Annotated in this window: 23 protein-coding genes; 17 read left to right on the top strand and 6 right to left on the bottom strand. The window is 64.1% G+C overall.

The window, feature by feature from the left end; genetic code table 11:
• Positions 1-72: 72 nt before the first annotated feature.
• A complete protein-coding gene (gene ruvB, locus DKB74_RS15365; RefSeq protein WP_109809074.1) occupies positions 73-1101 on the top strand; it encodes a Holliday junction branch migration DNA helicase RuvB in 1029 nt (342 codons plus the stop codon).
• Here the strand turns inward: ruvB and DKB74_RS19055 are convergent, their stop codons facing one another.
• From DKB74_RS19055 to DKB74_RS15350, 3 genes are all read right to left on the bottom strand, one after another.
• A complete protein-coding gene (locus DKB74_RS19055) occupies positions 1102-1308 on the bottom strand; it encodes a helix-turn-helix transcriptional regulator (protein WP_109809073.1) in 207 nt (68 codons plus the stop codon).
• Positions 1301-1753 (bottom strand): hypothetical protein, encoded by a 453-nt coding sequence (locus DKB74_RS19050; RefSeq protein WP_109809072.1) that lies wholly within the window; start codon positions 1751-1753, stop codon positions 1301-1303. The genes DKB74_RS19055 and DKB74_RS19050 overlap by 8 nt, the downstream gene beginning before the upstream one ends.
• 82 nt (positions 1754-1835) lie before the next feature.
• Positions 1836-2252, bottom strand: a complete 417-nt coding sequence (locus DKB74_RS15350; protein ID WP_109809071.1) for a hypothetical protein — start codon at positions 2250-2252, stop codon at positions 1836-1838.
• A 143-nt stretch (positions 2253-2395) separates the two neighbouring features.
• On the opposite strand from DKB74_RS15350, the gene DKB74_RS15345 reads away from it, so the two are divergent.
• From DKB74_RS15345 to DKB74_RS15295, 11 genes are all read left to right on the top strand, one after another.
• Positions 2396-2854, top strand: a complete 459-nt coding sequence (locus tag DKB74_RS15345; protein WP_109809070.1) for a YbgC/FadM family acyl-CoA thioesterase — start codon at positions 2396-2398, stop codon at positions 2852-2854.
• A gap of 6 nt (positions 2855-2860) precedes the next feature.
• Complete coding sequence (gene tolQ, locus DKB74_RS15340; RefSeq protein WP_109809069.1) at positions 2861-3559, top strand: protein TolQ; 699 nt, start codon at positions 2861-2863, stop codon at positions 3557-3559.
• Positions 3559-4002, top strand: a complete 444-nt coding sequence (tolR, locus tag DKB74_RS15335) for a protein TolR (RefSeq protein ID WP_109809068.1) — start codon at positions 3559-3561, stop codon at positions 4000-4002. The genes tolQ and tolR overlap by 1 nt, the downstream gene beginning before the upstream one ends.
• A gap of 10 nt (positions 4003-4012) precedes the next feature.
• A complete protein-coding gene (locus tag DKB74_RS15330; RefSeq protein WP_109809067.1) occupies positions 4013-4825 on the top strand; it encodes a cell envelope integrity TolA family protein in 813 nt (270 codons plus the stop codon).
• Between the two features lie 62 nt (positions 4826-4887).
• Positions 4888-6294 (top strand): Tol-Pal system beta propeller repeat protein TolB, encoded by a 1407-nt coding sequence (tolB, locus tag DKB74_RS15325; protein ID WP_109809202.1) that lies wholly within the window; start codon positions 4888-4890, stop codon positions 6292-6294.
• A 77-nt stretch (positions 6295-6371) separates the two neighbouring features.
• Complete coding sequence (gene pal, locus DKB74_RS15320; protein ID WP_109809066.1) at positions 6372-6884, top strand: peptidoglycan-associated lipoprotein Pal; 513 nt, start codon at positions 6372-6374, stop codon at positions 6882-6884.
• A gap of 113 nt (positions 6885-6997) precedes the next feature.
• Entirely contained in the window at positions 6998-7969 is a 972-nt protein-coding gene (locus DKB74_RS15315; RefSeq protein ID WP_109809065.1) for a mechanosensitive ion channel family protein, read from the top strand.
• A gap of 110 nt (positions 7970-8079) precedes the next feature.
• Positions 8080-8979 carry an SPFH domain-containing protein gene (locus DKB74_RS15310; protein ID WP_109809201.1) on the top strand — a complete coding sequence of 300 codons (900 nt, stop codon included), beginning with the start codon at positions 8080-8082 and terminating at the stop codon, positions 8977-8979.
• Between the two features lie 16 nt (positions 8980-8995).
• Entirely contained in the window at positions 8996-9208 is a 213-nt protein-coding gene (locus tag DKB74_RS15305; RefSeq protein ID WP_109809064.1) for a type II toxin-antitoxin system antitoxin, read from the top strand.
• Positions 9205-9519 (top strand): hypothetical protein, encoded by a 315-nt coding sequence (locus DKB74_RS15300; RefSeq protein WP_109809063.1) that lies wholly within the window; start codon positions 9205-9207, stop codon positions 9517-9519. The genes DKB74_RS15305 and DKB74_RS15300 overlap by 4 nt, the downstream gene beginning before the upstream one ends.
• Positions 9520-9636: 117 nt before the next feature.
• On the top strand, positions 9637-9909 hold the full coding sequence (locus DKB74_RS15295; RefSeq protein ID WP_109809062.1) for a hypothetical protein: 273 nt from the start codon (positions 9637-9639) through the stop codon (positions 9907-9909).
• A gap of 48 nt (positions 9910-9957) precedes the next feature.
• Here DKB74_RS15295 and DKB74_RS15290 read toward each other — a convergent pair whose 3' ends face one another.
• The 3 genes from DKB74_RS15290 to DKB74_RS15280 all read right to left on the bottom strand — a co-directional run bounded on the left by DKB74_RS15290 (position 9958) and on the right by DKB74_RS15280 (position 13132).
• Positions 9958-10806 carry a S1/P1 nuclease gene (locus DKB74_RS15290; RefSeq protein ID WP_109809200.1) on the bottom strand — a complete coding sequence of 283 codons (849 nt, stop codon included), beginning with the start codon at positions 10804-10806 and terminating at the stop codon, positions 9958-9960.
• Between the two features lie 23 nt (positions 10807-10829).
• Positions 10830-11810 (bottom strand): isoaspartyl peptidase/L-asparaginase family protein, encoded by a 981-nt coding sequence (locus DKB74_RS15285; protein WP_109809199.1) that lies wholly within the window; start codon positions 11808-11810, stop codon positions 10830-10832.
• Between the two features lie 110 nt (positions 11811-11920).
• Positions 11921-13132: an acyltransferase family protein gene (locus tag DKB74_RS15280; RefSeq protein ID WP_109809061.1), complete on the bottom strand. Its 1212-nt coding sequence runs from the start codon at positions 13130-13132 to the stop codon at positions 11921-11923.
• A gap of 98 nt (positions 13133-13230) precedes the next feature.
• Here DKB74_RS15280 and ispG point away from each other — a divergent pair, with 98 nt between their 5' ends.
• The 5 genes from ispG to DKB74_RS15255 are packed head-to-tail and all read left to right on the top strand — an operon-like array spanning position 13231 to position 16833.
• Positions 13231-14361, top strand: a complete 1131-nt coding sequence (gene ispG / locus DKB74_RS15275) for a flavodoxin-dependent (E)-4-hydroxy-3-methylbut-2-enyl-diphosphate synthase (RefSeq protein WP_109809060.1) — start codon at positions 13231-13233, stop codon at positions 14359-14361.
• A gap of 10 nt (positions 14362-14371) precedes the next feature.
• Positions 14372-14689, top strand: a complete 318-nt coding sequence (locus tag DKB74_RS15270) for a hypothetical protein (protein WP_145961025.1) — start codon at positions 14372-14374, stop codon at positions 14687-14689.
• 5 nt (positions 14690-14694) lie between these two features.
• Positions 14695-15585, top strand: coding sequence for a DMT family transporter (locus DKB74_RS15265; RefSeq protein WP_109809058.1), 891 nt, complete (start codon positions 14695-14697; stop codon positions 15583-15585).
• Positions 15582-16496: a GNAT family N-acetyltransferase gene (locus DKB74_RS19100; RefSeq protein WP_109809057.1), complete on the top strand. Its 915-nt coding sequence runs from the start codon at positions 15582-15584 to the stop codon at positions 16494-16496. Before DKB74_RS15265 ends, DKB74_RS19100 begins: the two co-directional genes overlap by 4 nt.
• Entirely contained in the window at positions 16483-16833 is a 351-nt protein-coding gene (locus tag DKB74_RS15255) for a TfoX/Sxy family protein (RefSeq protein WP_109809056.1), read from the top strand. Before DKB74_RS19100 ends, DKB74_RS15255 begins: the two co-directional genes overlap by 14 nt.
• Positions 16834-16881: the final 48 nt, after the last annotated feature.

Raw genomic sequence — 16881 nt, 5'->3', positions numbered from 1 at the left:
GAGCTTTTTCGGAGCATCGCTCCGCAGCTTGCGCTTGATGCGCCACGAATGTCACAGGCGGTTTGGCCACGTATGACTGACCCCGACCGCATCCTCACGCCGGCGCGCCGTGCCGACGATGTCGACGCCGCGCTGCGGCCCAAATCGCTCGACGAATTTGTCGGGCAGGCGGCGGCGCGTGATAATTTGCGCGTCTTCATTCAGGCAGCGAAGGGGCGCGACGAGGCGCTCGACCATGTCCTGTTCTTCGGCCCGCCGGGGCTGGGCAAGACGACGCTGGCGCAGATCATGGCGCGTGAAATGGGTGTCGGTTTTCGCGCGACGTCCGGACCGGTGATTGCCAAATCGGGCGATCTCGCCGCGCTGCTCACCAATCTGGAAGACGGCGACGTCCTGTTCATCGACGAGATTCACCGGCTCAATCCGGCGGTCGAGGAAGTGCTCTATCCCGCGATGGAGGACCGTGCGCTCGACCTGATGATCGGCGAGGGGCCGTCAGCGCGATCGGTGCGGATCGATTTGCCGCGCTTCACCCTTGTCGGCGCGACGACGCGGCAGGGGCTGTTGTCGACGCCGCTGCGCGACCGTTTCGGCATTCCGGTGCGGCTCAATTTCTACACGGTCGAGGAACTGGAAAAGGTGGTGACGCGCGCTGCCAATCTGCTCGACCTGCATGTCGCGCCCGATGGTGCGCGGGAGATTGCCAAACGCTCGCGCGGTACGCCGCGCATTTCGGGGCGGCTGCTGCGGCGGGTGCGCGATTTCGCCAATGTAGCGGGTGTCGAAACCGTCGACGCACCGACGGCGGACCGTGCGCTCAACCGGCTGGAAGTCGATGCACTGGGCCTCGATGCGATGGACCGGCGCTATCTGACCATGATTGCCGACATTTATCGCGGCGGGCCGGTCGGCGTGGAAACCCTCGCGGCAGGCCTTTCCGAACCGCGCGACACGATCGAGGAAGTGATCGAGCCCTATCTGATCCAGATCGGCATGATCGCCCGCACGGCGCGCGGCCGCTGTCTCAACCCGGCGGGGTGGAAGCATCTTGGCCTCAACCCGCCCGAAGGCGGTCAGGACGGGCTGTTCGACGCCGGCTGATCAGTCTTCGAGGGAGAAAAGATCCTCGACCGCCACGTCAAAGGCGCGCGCCATCTTGAGCGCGATCACTGTGGACGGCACGAACACGCCGTTTTCAACGGTGTTGACGGTCTTTCGCGACACGCCGACTCGCTCGGCGAGGTCGGCCTGTGTCCATCCACGCGCCTCGCGCGCAGCGCGGATGGCATTTCGCAGCGTTTCAGCCACCGCGATAGGCACGCTGTTCGAGGAGTCCGAAGCGCAGCACCGCCGACAGCAGCCCCATGCTGACCACGAGATGCACGACCAGATTGGCCCGCACCGGTTCGAACAGCGAGACGGCATAGATTGCCAGCGCGGTCAGTATCGCGACACCAAAGCCGAGCGAGAGCGCATCCGCGCGGTTGGCACGGGTGCCCTCATCGTCGATCAGCGCGCGCATCGCGCGGCTGGCGAACCAGGTTCCGCCGGTCCACAATGCCGCCAGCAGCACCAGCGACAGGATCATCCACGCGGCGGTCTTCATCCAATCCCCCGCGCGCAGCATCAGATCGGGGCGATCCGAAGTGAAATAGACCGCCTCTTGCGTGAGCAGGAGGATTGCAAGCACCGTCCATGTCCGCACGCGCTTGCGGCCCAGACGCTCGGCTTTTTCATGGATTGCAGCGGACATGATATTCTCCTCAAAGGGCGTATCCCGGCCCGTTTGACCGGCTCCGCCGGGATTGTTTCAGCCTGCAGATCGGCCCCGTGGCTCAATATGCAGCGCGCAGTTCCAGAACGGCGAAATGCAGCAGCGCCAGCGTCAGCGTCGCGGTGATCGCGGTGGCCAGCGCGGGGATGGCGAGCGACGGGTCGGCGATGGTCGCAAACAGTGCCGCAATCATGCTCACCAGCCCCACCCAGAAGCCGGTCGTCACGGCGATACGGCGGTGCATCTGCACTACTTCATCGTTGAGCAGGCGCCGCAGCCCGGGATTTTTGAAACAGCCGCCGATGCCGGTCAGGTTCATCGCCATGATGCCGACCATGAACGTCCAGGCGCCAAATCGGGCAGGGCGATCGAATTCGTTTATGCTGATGGCAAGGTTGAGCACCAACAGACCGGCCATCGCCAGAAACAGCACCGCGCGGATATTGCCGAGCCGATCGGCCCGTTCGACATTACTCATCGATACGACTCCATGTAACCTTTGCGTTACATGTAACCTTTGGGTGACATCGTCAAGCGGAAGTTTTTACGCGCCGAAACGAGCCTTCTGCGCCATGCCGCCGCCTTCCTTCCGCCTCGCTGGTCGGCTAGTGCGGCCGGTTCATGGCGACCGATGCGAACGAATCTGCACCTGCCGGCCGCTTCGCCGATGGCGAGCACCGCTTTGTCCTGCGTGTCTATTTCGAGGACACCGACCTGACCGGGGTGGTCTATCACGCCAATTATCTGCGCTATTTGGAACGCGCGCGTTCCGATATGCTCGAAATTGTCGGGATCGATCAGCGGGCGACATTCGAGGCGGGGCTGGGCGCCTATGCGATACGCGACCTGTCGATACGATACACGGCGCCGGCCCGGCTCGGCGACGTGCTGACGGTGGTGAGTCGGGTCATGGCACTTCGTTCTGCGGCGGTAGTTATTCATCAGCGAGTCATGCGGGCGGAGACCATATTGGCGGAAGCGGAAGTCGAGGCGGTGTTCGTCGCACCATCCGGTCGCCCGCGCCGCCAGCCGGTCGAATGGATGGCGGTGTTCGAGCCGCTGGTGTGGAAGGGGAACTGAATTTCGATGGACGTCTTCGCCAATCTGAATACCGAAGCGGCGACCCTTTCGCCGGTCGCGCTGTTCCTTCAGGCCGACTGGGTCGTGAAGGGCGTGATGATCGGCCTGTTGCTTGCCAGCATCTGGACCTGGGCGATCATCATCGGCTTTGCGCTGCGCATGGGAAAGACGCGCCGGCGGATCGACCAGTTCGAAGACGAATATCGCGATGCGGACGACATGGACGAGTTTCATCGCCGCGTCGCCGGACGCGATACGCCGATCGCGCGTGTGTTTTCCGCAGGCGTAACCGAATGGCGCCGCTCGACCTCCGGCAAGGGGATCGACCGCGAGGGCACGCGCGAACGGCTGGCGACGGCGATGGGCGCGACTGTGGCCGCCGAAGTCGACAAGCTGGCCGATCGGCTCAACTGGCTGGCGACGATCGGGGCGGTTGCGCCGTTCGTCGGGCTGTTCGGCACGGTCTGGGGCATCATGCGCAGCTTCACCAGCATCGCGGCGGAGCAGAACAGCTCGCTCGCGGTGGTCGCGCCGGGCATTGCCGAGGCGCTGTTCGCGACGGCGATCGGCCTGTTCGCCGCGATTCCCGCCGTCATCGCCTATAACCGGTTCAGCCACCGGGTGAACAAGGTCGAGGCGCGGCTCAATCGTTTTGCCGATGGGTTCCATGCCACGCTCAGCCGACGTCTGGAGAATGAAGGCTGATGGCGATGCAGCTTCCCTCGCAGCGCGGCAAGGGCCGGCGCGCGCCGATGGCGGATATCAACGTCACGCCGCTGGTCGACGTGATGCTGGTGCTGCTGATCATCTTCATGGTGACCGCGCCGCTGCTCACCGCCGGGGTACCGATCGACTTGCCAGAAAGCCGCGCCAAGCCGCTGGAGCAGGATCAGGAGCCGGTGCAGATTTCGATCGACGATACCGGCGCGGTGTTCATCGATCGCGAAGCCGTGCCGCAGGCGGCCCTTGCTGCAAAGCTCGACGCCATCGCGGCGAAGGTCGGCGACAATGGCAAGCCGCCGCAAATCTATCTGCGCGGCGATCAGACGCTGGGCTATGGCAAGGTGATGCAGGTGATGGGCGAGCTTAATCGCGCGGGCCTGAACCGCGTGTCGCTGGTCACCACGTCGCAAACCGGCGGCGAGTAGGGGCGCGGCGATGGACAGCAGCGAGGGCACCGGATTGGGAGTAGCTGTACTCGGCCACGTCCTGCTGTTCGGCGGGCTTTCGCTCGGCTTTCTGGCAACGCCCAATCCGGTCAGTTTCGAACAACAGCCGATCGAGGTATCGCTGACCGACGACGTTGCGCTGGTCAGCGCGTCGCAGGTGCCCGATGCCGAAGTGCCCGCAGCGCGCCTTGCCGAAGAGGAAGGGCCGGTCGAACATGCGGTCCCCGAACCGGTCGAGTCCGAACCGGAGCCTGTGCCGAAACCGCGTACCGAGCAACCGCCTGCCCCGACGCGCGCGCCGACAACGCGCCCGCAGCCGCAACCCACCCAGCCGCCACGCGCGGCCGAAACCACGCGCCGCCAGCCCCAGCAACAGCCGACACGCCGCGACGTGCGGCCGACCGGGCGTCTGGACGGGCTGGATGTGGGGCGTTCGGACACCGCGTCGCAGAGCCGGTCGAACACCGCTCCGGCAGCGACGCTGGGCGATCGCGAAGTAGCTTCGCTGATTGCCGAAATCCGCCGCCAGCTGAAGCCGCACTGGTCGCCGCCGACCGGCGCCGATGCAGATAAGTTGGTGACGTTTCTGCGGGTACGCCTCAATCGCGATGGCACGATTGCTTCACGCCCGGTGGTGATCCGTACTACGGGACAGACGGCCAGCAATCGTGGTCAGGTCTCGCTGCATCAGGAGCGTGCAATTCGCGCAGTCGAGCTGGCTGCTCCCTTCCGGCTCCCAGACCAGTTTTATGACGCCTGGAAAGATTTCGACATTTCTCTCGATCAGCGGCTGGCATTGTGATGCGCGATCGCTTCGGTCATTTTATCCGCGATTTTCTCGAACCGGCAAAAAGGCTCGATCCAATGAAGTTCCTGCTTACCCTTGCTGCTGGCCTGTCGCTGGTTGCTGTCCCTGCGATGGCGCAGGACGTTGATGTACCAAGTCCTGTTCCGACCTCGCCTTCGAGCGGACAGGATGGCGCGACGCAAGGCGGACGTTCACAGGACGGTCGTTTACAGGTCGACGTGACGGCAGATGTCGGCTCCGACCAGCTCGTCATCGCGATCCCCGCGATGCCGACCTCCGCCAATCAGCAGACGGCGGCGGGATCGACTGCCGATCTGGGACGTCAGATCGCTTCGGTGATCGAAGCCGATCTGCGCAATACCGGCCTGTTCCGCACCATCGGCCCCGATCAGACGCCGCAGATTCCCTACGGTCAGGTAACCGCCCCCGATTTCCCCTTCTGGTATTCGGGATCGGCGCAGGCGCTGGTGCAGGGCTATGTCCGCGCGAATGGCGACGGACTGACCGTCGGCTGTTACCTGTATGACGTCGCGTTGCAGAGCGAGCTGGTGCGGCAGGGTTTCGTTGTCGGTGCCGGTGACTGGCGCCGTGCCGCGCATAAATGCGCCGACGCCATCTATACCCGGCTGACCGGCGAAGGCCCCTATTTCGACAGCCGCATCGTCTATGTCTCCGAAACCGGACCCAAGGATCATCGCATCAAGCGGCTGGCGATCATGGATCAGGACGGCGCCAATCATCGCTTCCTGACCAATGGCCAGTCGATCGTGCTGACCCCGCGCTTCGCGCCCAATCAGCAGTCGATCGTATATATGAGCTATCAGAACGATCGCCCGGCGCTGTACATCTATGAACTGGGCAGCGGGCGGCAGCGGCTGCTGGTCAGTGACGTCAGCCTTTCCTTTGCACCGCGTTTCTCGCCCGATGGCCGTTGGGTGTTGTTCACCATGTCGGTCGGCGGCAATGCCGATATCTATCGCGTGTCGTCCTCGGGCGGCACGCCGCAACGGCTGACCAATTCCCCCGGCATCGATACCGGCGGCAGCTATTCGCCCGACGGCAGCCAGATCGTGTTCGAAAGCGATCGCGGCGGTTCGCAGCAAATCTATGTGATGAACTCGGATGGTTCGAACCAGCATCGCATCAGCTTCGGCGGCGGGCGTTATGCAACGCCGGTGTGGAGCCCGCGCGGCGACCTGATCGCCTTTACCAAGATCGCGGGCGGATCGTTCCGGGTGGGCGTGATCAGCCCGCGCGGCGATGGCGAGCGCCTGCTGACCAACAGCTGGGGCGACGAAGGCCCGAGCTGGTCGCCCAACGGGCGCGTATTGATGTTCTTCCGCTCGTCCCAGGGCTCTGGACAGGCGGATTTGTGGTCGGTGGATCTCACCGGCGTGAACGCGCGGCGCATTCCGACGCCGCTAGACGGATCGGACCCGAGCTGGGGGCCGATCCGCGAATAATTGAACCTTTCCAGCTGTAGCGCGTAGCGATCCGCAGGAAACGGGATCGAACAGGGAAACCAAAGAGGAGTTTCATAATGAACAAGCTGACGATTGCGTTGGTCGCCGGTGCTGCGCTTGTCGCCACCGCCGGCTGCACCAAGAAACGTCCCGATGTCGTGCCGCCCGCGCCCGGCCCCGTCACGCCCACCCCGACGCCGGGTCCCGGGCCGGGAACCGGTGTGGTGCCGGGTTCGGCGGAGGATTTCCGTCGCACCGTGGTCAGCGACACGATCCATTTCGCGCTCGACGCCTATGATATCGATCCCGAATCGCGCGCGGTTCTCGATAGCCAGGCCGACTGGCTGCGCCAGTATCCGAACGTCCGGATCACGCTGGAAGGCCATTGCGATGAACGCGGCACGCGCGAATATAATCTCGCGCTCGGCGATCGCCGTGCCAATGCGGCCAAGAACTATCTCGCCGCACGCGGTGTTTCGCCGTCGCGCATCACGACGATCAGCTATGGCAAGGAACGCCCGATCGCGCTCGGTTCGAACGAGGCGGCCTGGGCGCAGAACCGCCGCGCGGTGACGATCGTCATCAACTGATCTCCCGCTGCTCCAGCGGCATGGGAACTGAAAGGGGAGTGCCCGGCCGGGCGCTCCCCTTTTTCGTGCCAAGGGCCATCGCGCTTGCGCGACGACTTCGCTAGGCTGTGGCGATGTCCACCGATGCCGCCGCTCATATCCGTGCGCCAGTCGATCTGGTCAGCGGGACGATTCGCGACTGGATCGACGGCTTTTACATTCAGCTGCCCAACATCATCGCCGGGCTTATTTTCCTGCTGCTCGCCTGGGTTCTGGGCAAGCTGCTCGCACTGGTGGTCCGGCGCGTCGCGATCCGCAGGGGGCGGCCCGACCTGGGCCAGCTGCTGGCTTCGCTGACCTTTGGCAGCGCGATGATCGCGGCGTTGATGGTCGCGGCTGCGATCATCTTTCCCAGTGTCCATCCCGGCGACATCCTTGCCGCGCTCGGCATCGGATCGGTGGCGGTCGGCTTCGCCTTCAAGGACATATTGCAGAATCTGTTCGCGGGCGTCCTGATCCTGTTGCGGCGGCCCTTTCTGCGCGGCGATCAGATCGTGGTGCAGGGGTATGAAGGCACGGTCGAGCATATCGAAAGCCGCGCCACGGTGATGCGCACCTATGACGGCCGCCGCGTCATCATTCCCAATGCCGACATTTATACCTCGCCGGTGATCGTGAACACCGCCTGGCCGACGCGGCGCGACGAATATGATGTCGGAATCGGGTTCGGCGATCATCCGATGGAAGCGGCGCAGGCGTTTCTCGACGTGTTGCGCACAACCGACGGCGTCGTGCCTGAACCCGCGCCGGAAGTGCTGCCCTGGGCGCTCGAAGACAGCGCGGTGGTGCTCAAGCTGCGCTGGTGGACCGATTCGACGCGCACCGATGTCGTCCATGTGCGCTCGCGCGTGGTGCTGGGCGTGTACGAAGCGGCCAAGGCGCATGGGATCGACTTGCCCTTCCCGACGCAGGTGCTGTTGTTCCACGACCAGACCGAGGAAAGCGATGGCGACCGTACCCGCCAGCGCGAAGGCTGGCCGGCGGGCAGGAATCCGCCCAGGCCGCGGCGGACGGCAGCCGTGGAGCGGGACGAGCGCGCGGAATAACCGCCATCGCCCCTGCGCAGGCTGGGGCCTTTCGTCCTTCAACAATCCGATTTCGCTTGCGCAACGCTTTTGAGCGATATAAATATGATATCACTTTAATGGAGGTGGAGATGAATGATTTCTCGGCCTATGCGCTGCGGCACAGCAAGGAACGCGGCGCGCGGACGATAAGCGGGTACGGAATGCTTGCGCTGGCGGCGTTGCTGGCGCTGGGCACCGGTTCGATAACGCTTCAGATCGATGTCTGGCCCAACTGGATGGTTGCGATCGGCATCGGCATCGGCGCGTTTGCCATATTGTTCGTTGCGGCCGGATTTTATCTGCTTCAGCCCAATCAGGCTGCGGCGATCCTGTTGTTCGGCGATTATCAGGGGAGCGACCGCACGACGGGCCTGCGCTGGACCTGGCCATGGCTCACCAAGCAGAAGATTTCGGTGCGGATCCACAACATCACTTCCGAGCGATTGAAAGTGAACGACCTGCGCGGCAATCCGATCGAGATCGCTTCGAACGTCGTGTGGCGCGTCGCCGATACGGCACAGGCCTTGTTCGACGTCGATGATTACAAGGAATTCGTGAACATCCAGATCGAAAGCGCAGTGCGCGCGATTGGTTCGCGCTATCCCTATGACGATTTCGATGATGCCAAGATCACGCTGCGCGGCGACGCGGATATCGTGAGCGACGAGATCAAGCAGGAGCTTCAGGACCGTGTCGCATTGGCGGGCGTGTCGATCGAGGAATGCCGGCTGACGCACCTCGCTTATGCCTCGGAAATCGCGCAGGCGATGCTGCGGCGGCAACAGGCCGAAGCCGTGGTCGCGGCGCGCGCCAAGCTGGTCGAAGGCGCGGTGGGCATGGTCGAAATGGCGCTCGCGCAACTGTCCGAGAAGCAAGTGGTCGAGCTGGACGACGAACGACGCGCCGCGATGGTGTCGAACCTGATGGTCGTATTGTGTTCGGAACGCGACACGCAGCCGGTCATCAACTCGGGTTCGCTCTATCAGTAGGTGTAAGGCGTAGGGCATGGCAGCACCTCCTAAAAAGGCGTTTCCATTGCGGCTCGATCCGGCGCTCTATGCCGCGATCGAGCGCGCTGCGGCCTCCGACCTGCGCAGTGTGAATGCGCAGGTGGAGGTTTTGCTGCGCGAGGCGCTGGCGAAACGTGGCGTCAAGCTGGCGGACCCGGTCGTGCGCAAACGCGGCCGCCCGCCCAGAAGCGAAGGAGAGGGTCAGTGAGCGACGGCGATCCGATGTTCACTCTGTATCGCGGTCCTGGCCAGTATCGGCTGGTGCCGACGAGCCGCAAGGGAATGGCGCTGTTCCTGGGCGTGCTGCTCGGCGGGCTGGTGCCGCTGCCGCTGGTAATGTGGCTGGCGAGCACGGTCAGCTATTGGCTGCTGGCGCTGTATCTGGCTCTCTTCGCGGTCGCGATCTTCTGGATGCTGCGTACCGCGCGGCGCCATGCCGAAGTGATCGACCTGCGCGAAATGGCACGCGACCTTCGCGAATTCAAAGCGTGGCGGGAACAGGAAAACCGCCGCCGCTGAACCAGGGAGAAACGCAATGCTGATGGCTGTTTTCGCAAAGAAATCGCATCGCCCCCTGCTTTTCGCGGCAGCGATATTGCTGCTGATCGGCGGGGTAGTCGCAATGGTGGCGATGCCATGAAGCTGCGCCGCATACGGGAGCATTATGACGTGAAGCCGGGCTATTGGTTTGCGCCGAAAATGTTCGGCTGGGGCGCTACGCCGGTCACCTGGCAGGGGTGGCTCGCTACCTTTGTCTATGCCGCAGTCATGCTGCTAGCCGTCCGGTTCATGCCGGGCAGCTATATCAAGCTGGCGGTGGCGGTTCCGATCACGCTCGGCTTCGTGCTGTTGGTGTGGCGCAAGACCGAGGGCGGATTTCACTGGAGCTGGGGGCCGCGCAAGCGGTGAGGGCGCCGCCCCTGGCTGTGCAGGGGGACGCCCCGGTTCCGCGCTTGCTCAGCTGCCCAGCGCTTCGCCCAACAGGCGCGCGAGGCGCAGGCCGGCGCGCTCGATCTGCAGCTTCGCGACCGGCACCAGCTTGTCGATCGTCTCGTTGCTCAGCATCACGCGTTCGTCATGCGGTTCGCACGGCTTGTCCATCGCACTCGCATAGACGACGTCGCGGGCGACTTCCCAGCTTTCGCGGCTCCAGTCCTCGACAGTGCCCGCTTCAATTTCCGCGGCTTCCGCCGCCGGATAGCGGCGGACGATGGCAGGGGGCGTGGTAATCGCGCGTTCGGCAAGCGGCCCGTCCCAGATGCTGTGCAGATTCAGCCGGTCGGTGACATAGATGCCATATCCCGCGCGCACGCGATTGCCGCCCAGATCATCATGGTCGCCGGCATGCAGCGGCATGTGCAGGTCGCCGACGAAATGGATCAGGAACGCCAGCGCCTGAACCTTTTCGCGCAGCGGCACGCTGTCGTCCTGCAACAATTTCATGTCGCGTTCGATCTGCGCGGAGACGCAATTGCCGTCCTTGCACGCGCTTTTCAGGTCGAACGGTTCGCAGATATTCACGTTCTGATAATGCCAGCTATAGGCATAGCTGAACCGCGGCCCGAGCGTCTTGATGCAGTCGGCCCACACGCTCGCCTGTTCGATCGTCCGCGCCGGACAGCTTGGCGTCTCGAGCAGCGAAGATTGCGCCAGCAACCGATCGACCGCCGCGCGCGTCCGTGCGTCGATGTTGCGATAGGCGATCGCCGCCACCGTTTCATGCCCATATTCCCAATAGGCGGCGGCAGGCGTGGTCACGAAAGCGCCGGCAAGCGCCAGCAGCGGCAGGAAAAAACGACGCAACATGATCCGGAACGACCCTTTCGAACTCATTCGTCTTCGTAAAATTCCACTTCGGGCGCGGTATCGGACGAAACGCGTCCGCGATACATGCCCGGCGTAGTGAAACTCCAGGCCATTTCGCCGCTGGGGCCGGTGACGATCACGCCGCCCTTTCCGCCCAGTTCCTCGGTTTCGCCCAGCACGATATCGGCCGCCTGTTTCAGCGTTTCGCCGGTAAAGCGCACCCGCGCGCAGATTTCGTGGGCGACGCCCTCGCGGATGAAAAACTCGCCCGCGCCGGTGGCGGAGATCGCACAGCCGCGATCATCGGCATAGGTGCCCGCGCCGATGATCGGCGAATCGCCGATCCGGCCCCAGCGCTTGCCGGTAAGGCCCCCGGTCGATGTGCCCGCCGCGACATGGCCCTGGCTGTCGAGCGCGACAGCGCCCACGGTGCCATATTTCAGATCGACGTCGAACCAGTCGGCGCGGCGCGATTTGAATTCCTCCAGCTGGCGCAGACGCTCCGGCGTCGCGAACCAGCTTGGATCGACGATTTCAAGCTCCGCGCCACGGGCGAATTGCTCGGCGCCTTCGCCGCTCAGCAGCACGTGCGGGCTGTCCGTCATCACCGCGCGTGCGGCGCTGATCGGGTGGCGGACGGTGGTCAGCCCCGCGACCGCGCCCGCCGCGCGATTGCTGCCGTCCATGATCGACGCATCGAGTTCGTTGCGTCCGTCCCAGGTGAACACGGCGCCGCGCCCGGCATTGAAACTGGGGTCGTCCTCGAGCACCCGGATCGCCGCCTCGACGGCGTCCATTGCGCTGCCGCCGTTTGCGAGCACGTCCGATCCCGCCTTCAATGCCGCTTCAAGACCGGCCTGTGTCGCTGCCTCGCGTTCGGGCGTCATCCGATCGCGCTGGATGATTCCCGCGCCGCCATGGATCACCAGCGTCCATTTCGGCTTGTCCTGTGCCTGAGCGGCGAGCGGCATCAAAAAGGCTCCGATCCATAGTAGAAAACGCATCATGCTCTCCGGGCCAGAGGGCCGGGGCAGTCCTAGCAGATTGCGTGTCTTTGGCTACCCGCAGCGGGGCGATCGGGGCGCTGCGTCGGACCGGCGATCGGGCTTTGCGTTCAGGCTGTAGAGACGGCCGGATCGCCGGACCGGGTCGGTTTCGCCTTACGCGGGCCGAGCCCGATCAGCGGGCGCAGCGGCCCGATTTCACGGCCGCCGAGATAGAAGATCAGGCATGCCGCAGTGGTGACGGCCGACAGGATCAGGAACTCGAGCGGGGCCGACAGCCCGAGCGGCAGCAGATACCAAGCGGTCAGGATGATCGTGCCGTGATGGATCAGGTAGAAAGGGAATACCGCTTCGCCCAGAGTCTTGCGCAGCGGGTGGTCGTGATTCCACATCCGGTCGGCCAGCCGGAACAGCGCGATCGTCATCGTCCATCCCATCGCCGAACGGGCGGCCCGGTCGAGCGCCATCACAGCGTGCGGCGGCCATATGTCGCCCTGCCAGATCAGCTCCACCGTCACGAGTATCGCTCCCGCCACGGCCGATGCCGCCAGCGCGGGTTTCCACAGCCGTTCCATCGGCCGCCACAATCGGGGATGCCGTGCGAGCAGAAAGCCGAAGAGAAAGGGCGGAACATAGAGCGCATGCCCCGACCAGTCGGTGAACAGCCCCTGTTTTTCGGGAACGATGAACAACAGCCCCAGCTTCATCGTCGCAAGCAGCGCGGCAGGGGCCCAGAGCAGCCGGGACTTGTAGTCGAGCCAATCGGCGAGCGCGTCGCCGGCCCGGTCCATGCGCTCGGGCAGCCATGCCAGCAGCAGCGAGAGCAGAAAGGTATAGGCCGCCAGATAGGCGACGAACCACAGATGCTCCCAGCTGGGGAATTCATACCCCATCCAGTCGCCCCAGCGCCAGTAATCGACCAGCCAGAAATGGAGATAGCTGTGCGCATAGCCATGTTCGAGCACGCGCACCCACATCTCGACCGGCACCAATACGGCCATGCCGAAAGCGAGCGGGATCAGCAGCCGCTTTGCGCGCGACCATGCAAAGGCGCCGACGCTGGGCATACGGGCCAGCAGCATCGCCGACGCAAAACCCGACACTGCGAACAACAGCGTCAGCCGCCAGGGGCTGAGCAGCGTCATCGGCACGATCAGCCAGCTATAGGTGGTCTGGCTCTTGATCACCCAGCTGCCCGGCACGAACACCATGGCGATGTGATAGAAGATCAGCAGCCCGAACGCGGCTATGCGCAGCCAGTCGAGCCCGTAATGGCGCTGGCTTCGAAATGCGGTCCCGATGGTGCCCGTGCTGGCGTCCATCCATTGTCTTTCTCTAAAGGCGCGCTGGCGCCTTTCACGTGCTGCTGCGGGTCGCTATAAGGCACAGATGTAAGCGAAGCGTTAGCGAGCAACTTTTCATGTCAGTCCGTCCCTGGCGCGATATCACGCGCCGAAAAAGCCGCCAGATCATGGTCGGCGACGTTCCCGTCGGCGGCGATGCGCCCGTCAGCGTCCAGACGATGACCAACACGGTCACTGCCGACGCGAAGGCGACGATCGATCAGATTCGCCGGTGCGAGGAAGCGGGCGCCGATATCATCCGCGTTTCGTGCCCCGATGTCGCAAGCACGACCGCGCTCAAGCAGATCGTCCGCGCCGCGCGGGTGCCGATCGTTGCGGACATCCATTTCCATTATAAGCGCGCGCTCGAAGCGGCCGAGGCGGGTGCGGCCTGCCTGCGGATCAATCCGGGAAATATCGGTTCGGCGGCGCGCGTGAAGGAAGTGGTCGACGCGGCCAAGGCCAATGGCTGTTCGATTCGCATCGGCGTCAATGCCGGCAGTCTCGAAAAGGACCTGCTCGAAAAATATGGCGAGCCGTGTCCCGAGGCGCTGGTCGAAAGCGCGCTCGATCATATCAAGCTGCTCCAGGACCATGATTTCCACGAATTCAAGGTCGCGGTGAAGGCGTCGGACGTGTTTCTGGCCGTCGCCGCCTATCAGCAGCTTGCCGAAGCGGTCGATTGCCCGCTGCATCTGGGCATCACCGAAGCCGGCGGGTTCGTCGGCGGCACGGTGAAAAGCGCGATCGGCATCGGCAATCTGCTGTGGTTCGGCATCGGCGACACGCTCCGTGTTTCGCTGTCGGCGGAACCCGAAGAGGAAGTGCGCGTCGGCTTTGAAATCCTCAAGGCGCTCGGCATCCGCAATCGCGGCGTCCGTGTCGTCAGCTGCCCCAGCTGCGCCCGCCAGGGCTTCGACGTGATCCGCACGGTGCAGGCGCTCGAGGAACGGTTGAGCCATATTCGCACGCCGATGTCGCTTTCGGTGCTGGGATGCGTCGTCAACGGGCCCGGCGAGGCGCGCGAAACCGATATCGGGATAACCGGCGGCGGCGCGGGCAAACATATGGTCTATCTGTCCGGCGTCACCGATCATCATGTGCAGGATGCCGACATGATCGAGCATATCGTCAGTCTGGTCGAAGCCAAGGCGGCGGAGATCGATGCGGCCGAAGCGGCAGCGGCGCAGGTGCAGGCCGCCGAATAACATGCCGGCCATGGCGCATGTGACCGCCGCCGGGGATGTACTGGCGACGGCTGCCATCCTTTTGTTGCTGCGCCATTCGCTGATATTCGTGCCCGGCATGCCACGCCGGGTGATCCGCTGGACGGGCCGGATCGCCGCGCTGTTCGCGCTGTTGCCCGGGTTGCGGATGCTAGTGACTTCCCGTGTCGCGGACCCGGCGATGCGATCGGACCTGTTCGTCGCCGGCATGGCGATCCTTGCGGTGGTCGTGCTGCTCGCGTTCGCGGACGCACCGATTGCCGCGTTCTTGCGACGGGCGCGCCGCCAGGTCCTTTCCCGGAACCGCTGAAAGCCATGCGCGCCGCCTCTCCGGCCTTTGCCTTCGTGATCGCATCGCTGGGCATCGGCGTGTTTTCGGCGATGGACGCCGTGATGAAGGGGCTGACCATCGCGCTCGGCGTCTATCTGGCTTTGTTCTGGCGGACGGCGGCGGGTGTGGGCTTTGGCGGCGCCGCATGGTGGATCGCAGGCGCCACCCGGCCCTCGCGCGTGGCGCTGCGGCTGCATCTGGTGCGCAGCGCGGTGTCGACGGTGATGGCGTTGCTTTTCTTCTGGGGGCTGGCGCGGGTTCCGATGGCACAGGCGATCGCGCTGACCTATGTCGCGCCGCTGATTGCCCTGTTTCTTGCCGCGCTGTTGCTGGGCGAGCGGGTGCGCGGGCGGACGATCGCCGCATCGCTGGTCGCCGCAGCCGGAGTCGGCACGATCCTGATCGGACAGGCGCGGGCGGATCTGGGCGACGCGGCGTTCTGGGGAGCGCTGGCGATCCTCGGTTCGGCGATCTGCTATAGCTGGAACATCATATTGATGCGGCAACAGGCACAGGTGGCGGGGCCATTGGAAATCGCCTTTTTCCAAAGCGTCTTCGTAACGCTGTTCCTCGCGCTGGGCATGCCGTTCTGGGGCGGGGTCCCTGCGCCGGAACATTGGCCGGCGATCCTGTTGGGGGCGGGGCTGGCGACCTTGTCGCTGATGCTGCTCAGCTGGGCCTATGCCAGAGCCGAGGCGAGTTATCTTGCGCCCACGGAATTCACTTCCTTTCTGTGGGCGGCCTTCTATGGCTGGATGCTCTTCGGCGAGCAGGTTTCGCTATTCACGCTTGCAGGGGCATTGCTGATCATCGGCGGCTGCATCTGGGGCGCAGGGGGGCGAATACCGCCTCAGGAAGCGGAGGCGATGCCATGATCCATATACGCGAAGCAGTGCCGGAAGATCTTGCGGTCATCGCCGACTTCATCCGCAAGCTCGCGACATATGAGCGGATGGAAGCGGATATCCGGTTCGAGGAAGCGACGCTGGGCGAGCATCTGTTCGGCGAACGTACCTCTGCCGAGGTGCTGATCGCCGAATGGGAGGGAAAACCGGCCGGTTTCGCGCTGTTCTACAAGACCTTTTCCACCTTTGCGGCGCGGCCGGGCGTTTATCTGGAGGATCTGTTCGTCGATCAGGATATGCGCGGCCGCAATATCGGTCTGGCGCTGCTGTCGCGGCTAGCCGAGATCGCCGTCGATCGCGGTGCGGACCGGCTCGACTGGTCGGTGCTCAGCTGGAACGAACCGGCGAAGCAATTCTATCGCAAAATGGGCGCCGCGCAGCAGAGCGACCATTGGGAGCATTGGCGCCTGGGCGGGGATTCGCTCTACCATCTGTCCTATCGTTTCAACAAGTTGATGGAAGAGCAGCTGGTCGATCGGGTGTCGGTACTGGGGGCGCCGCTGGGGACGATCACGAAGCGCTGGCGTTTCGGTCATGCGCTCGATTGCGACGGCGTCCATTTCGCTCTGGTCGATGAAGCGGGACTGTGGTTCGTCGAGGACGATGAAACCGCGCCTGTCTGGGATGCCGCCCGCTGTGATCCCTGGCATGTCCGGTTCAGCGACGGGACCCATGTGAAACTGGGATATCGTGCGGCGCCGGACGAGGCGCTACGGGATGCCGATGCATTTCTGAAATGGGCGCGGCTGGCGTTGGAAGCTGGGATGCGACAGCGTATTTCGGAGGAGCGCGCAGCGATCAAGCCTGCAAAACTCTATCGCATGTCGCAGCGCGGGGAGGCTCCCGGCCAGAGAAGAAATGGCAAAGATGGCAGTCGATGACGCATTGATCGCGTGGATCGGCGAGGCGCTGGAGCCGATGGGGCGTGTTACCATGCGCCGCATGATGGGCGGCGCAACGCTCTATTGCGATGGCACCATCTTCGCGATTCAGTCGAGCGATGGTGGCCTGTGGTTCAAATCGGACGCAGAAAGCGATGCGCTCTGGGATGCCGAGGGCTGCGAGCGCTTTACCGTGGACATGAAGGGCAAGCCGACGTCGATGAATTATCGTCGCGCGCCGGACGATGTCTATGACGATGCCGATGCGATGCGGCGCTGGGCCGCTCTGGGGCTGGAAGCGGGCCTGCGGGCGCCGGTAAAAAAGCGGAAACGCTGAACCGCGCGCTGGCGGAGGGAAAATCCGTTGGTGCGTCGCCAAGCTTAG

The sequence above is a fragment of the Stakelama portus genome (assembly GCF_003171655.1).
Lineage (GTDB): Bacteria > Pseudomonadota > Alphaproteobacteria > Sphingomonadales > Sphingomonadaceae > Sphingomonas > Sphingomonas portus.
Note: the sequence above shows the minus strand (reverse complement) of the source record. Positions and strands in the feature narration are given on the sequence as shown.

What these genes read in the sequence shown, in the direction of transcription:
- ruvB (WP_109809074.1), top strand. Translation starts at nt 73, where the DNA reads ATGACTGACCCCGACCGCATCCTCACGCCGGCGCGCCGTGCCGACGAT.
- DKB74_RS19050 (WP_109809072.1), bottom strand. Translation starts at nt 1,753, where the DNA reads ATGTCCGCTGCAATCCATGAAAAAGCCGAGCGTCTGGGCCGCAAGCGC.
- DKB74_RS15350 (WP_109809071.1), bottom strand. Translation starts at nt 2,252, where the DNA reads ATGAGTAATGTCGAACGGGCCGATCGGCTCGGCAATATCCGCGCGGTG.
- DKB74_RS15345 (WP_109809070.1), top strand. Translation starts at nt 2,396, where the DNA reads ATGGCGACCGATGCGAACGAATCTGCACCTGCCGGCCGCTTCGCCGAT.
- tolQ (WP_109809069.1), top strand. Translation starts at nt 2,861, where the DNA reads ATGGACGTCTTCGCCAATCTGAATACCGAAGCGGCGACCCTTTCGCCG.
- tolR (WP_109809068.1), top strand. Translation starts at nt 3,559, where the DNA reads ATGGCGATGCAGCTTCCCTCGCAGCGCGGCAAGGGCCGGCGCGCGCCG.
- DKB74_RS15330 (WP_109809067.1), top strand. Translation starts at nt 4,013, where the DNA reads ATGGACAGCAGCGAGGGCACCGGATTGGGAGTAGCTGTACTCGGCCAC.
- tolB (WP_109809202.1), top strand. Translation starts at nt 4,888, where the DNA reads ATGAAGTTCCTGCTTACCCTTGCTGCTGGCCTGTCGCTGGTTGCTGTC.
- pal (WP_109809066.1), top strand. Translation starts at nt 6,372, where the DNA reads ATGAACAAGCTGACGATTGCGTTGGTCGCCGGTGCTGCGCTTGTCGCC.
- DKB74_RS15315 (WP_109809065.1), top strand. Translation starts at nt 6,998, where the DNA reads ATGTCCACCGATGCCGCCGCTCATATCCGTGCGCCAGTCGATCTGGTC.
- DKB74_RS15310 (WP_109809201.1), top strand. Translation starts at nt 8,080, where the DNA reads ATGAATGATTTCTCGGCCTATGCGCTGCGGCACAGCAAGGAACGCGGC.
- DKB74_RS15305 (WP_109809064.1), top strand. Translation starts at nt 8,996, where the DNA reads ATGGCAGCACCTCCTAAAAAGGCGTTTCCATTGCGGCTCGATCCGGCG.
- DKB74_RS15295 (WP_109809062.1), top strand. Translation starts at nt 9,637, where the DNA reads ATGAAGCTGCGCCGCATACGGGAGCATTATGACGTGAAGCCGGGCTAT.
- DKB74_RS15290 (WP_109809200.1), bottom strand. Translation starts at nt 10,806, where the DNA reads ATGTTGCGTCGTTTTTTCCTGCCGCTGCTGGCGCTTGCCGGCGCTTTC.
- DKB74_RS15285 (WP_109809199.1), bottom strand. Translation starts at nt 11,810, where the DNA reads ATGCGTTTTCTACTATGGATCGGAGCCTTTTTGATGCCGCTCGCCGCT.
- DKB74_RS15280 (WP_109809061.1), bottom strand. Translation starts at nt 13,132, where the DNA reads ATGGACGCCAGCACGGGCACCATCGGGACCGCATTTCGAAGCCAGCGC.
- ispG (WP_109809060.1), top strand. Translation starts at nt 13,231, where the DNA reads ATGTCAGTCCGTCCCTGGCGCGATATCACGCGCCGAAAAAGCCGCCAG.
- DKB74_RS15270 (WP_145961025.1), top strand. Translation starts at nt 14,372, where the DNA reads ATGGCGCATGTGACCGCCGCCGGGGATGTACTGGCGACGGCTGCCATC.
- DKB74_RS15265 (WP_109809058.1), top strand. Translation starts at nt 14,695, where the DNA reads ATGCGCGCCGCCTCTCCGGCCTTTGCCTTCGTGATCGCATCGCTGGGC.
- DKB74_RS19100 (WP_109809057.1), top strand. Translation starts at nt 15,582, where the DNA reads ATGATCCATATACGCGAAGCAGTGCCGGAAGATCTTGCGGTCATCGCC.
- DKB74_RS15255 (WP_109809056.1), top strand. Translation starts at nt 16,483, where the DNA reads ATGGCAGTCGATGACGCATTGATCGCGTGGATCGGCGAGGCGCTGGAG.